Annotated in this window: 1 protein-coding gene and 1 pseudogene; both read left to right on the forward strand. The window is 62.1% G+C overall.

All coding sequences use genetic code 11. From position 1 onward, the window contains the following. A partial coding sequence (gene istB / locus BF95_RS25400) for an IS21-like element helper ATPase IstB (protein ID WP_043155677.1) occupies positions 1–651 on the forward strand: 651 nt, incomplete at its 5' end. A gap of 261 nt (positions 652–912) precedes the next feature. After that, positions 913–1,374: pseudogene (locus BF95_RS25405) on the forward strand (transposase); the annotation flags it as partial. Positions 1,375–1,521: the final 147 nt, after the last annotated feature.

Genomic DNA, 1,521 nt, shown 5'->3' on the forward strand with positions numbered 1-1,521 from the left:
ATGGCTGATCGCTCCTCCCGGCGCATCCAGCGCCATCGCGACCAGTCCGGCTTGCCCGCAGGCAAGACCTTCGCCACCTTCGATTTCGACGCCGCCCCCGGCATCCGCAAACCGCACCTCTTGTCCCTCGCCGCCGGTGACGACTGGATCGAGAACGGCGGCAACCTGCTGCTGTTCGGCCAGAGCGGGACCGGCAAGACGCACGCAGTTGCCGCTATTGGCCATGCCCTCATCGACACGGGGCGGCGCGTCCTGTTCTGCTCCACCACCGACATGGTCCAGAAGCTCCAGTCCGCGCGCCGCGACCTCAGCCTGCCCGCCATGCTCGACAAGCTCGACAAGTTCGATCTCATCGTGCTCGACGATCTGTCCTACGTCCGCAAGGACCAGGTCGAAACCAGCGCCTTGTTCGAGCTCATCGCCCACCGCTACGAACGCCACTCGCTCGCCATTACCGCCAACCAGCCATTTTCGGCATGGGACAACGTCTTCCCTGATCCCGCCATGACTGTCGCCGCGATCGACCGCCTCGTGCACCACTCGACCATCATCGAGATGAACGGCGAAAGCTACCGCAAGCGTTCCGCCGTCGCCCGCATCAACGCCGGCGATTACGACCCGCCCAATGGCGCCCCGGACCGGCCATCATAATTGTCGCTGGCTTCGCGCTCGGGAGCACCCTTGCTGAGGCAACGGGTAATTGTCGCCAGCGGCAATTACATGCCAACCATCCCATGCGCTTCAAACCCTCGCTTCCGGCCAGCGCCAGCGACAATTACCCAGCGTCGTAATTGTCGCTCGACGGTTGCTCCTCGCAACAGCAAATGGTAGCCAGAATTCACCAACCGGCGCGGCCACCTATCGGCCATCAAAATTGACGCCGACCGGACACCGTAATCGTCGCGCTACAACTACATCCCGATGGCGAGGGGGTTCGTCTATCTCGTGGCCATCGTCGACTGGTTCAGCCGCAAAGTCCTGGCTTGGCGGGTGTCGATCACGATGGAGGCCGACTTCTGCGTCGAAGCGCTGGAGGAAGCGTTGACGCGCTTCGGGAAACCGGAGATATTCAACACCGATCAGGGCAGCCAGTTCACCAGCCACGCCTTCACCAGCGTGCTGCTGCGCGAGGAAATCGCCATCAGCATGGATGGCCGAGGCGCCTGGCGCGACAATGTGATGGTCGAGCGCCTGTGGCGCTCGGTGAAATATGAGGAGGTTTACCTCCGCGCCTACGGCGGGGTCAGCGAAGCCCGCGAGTCGATCGGTCGTTATCTGAGCTTCTACAATGGAAGGAGGCCACATTCGAGCCTCGCCGCCAGGACGCCGGATCAGGCGTATTTTGACAACCTGCCGGTAATGATGGCAGCATGAATTTGGCAACCAATACGGGGCGTCACTCCAGTCGGGCTACGCCCTCCCTGCATGACGCCCCATATTGGCAAGGCAAGGAACCCGGCAGACGATCCACTTAACCGTTGCCGATCCCTGTTCAGACAAACCCGGCCACCTCTCTTCCAC

The sequence above is a fragment of the Sphingobium sp. Ant17 genome (assembly GCF_000588875.1).
Lineage (GTDB): Bacteria > Pseudomonadota > Alphaproteobacteria > Sphingomonadales > Sphingomonadaceae > Sphingobium.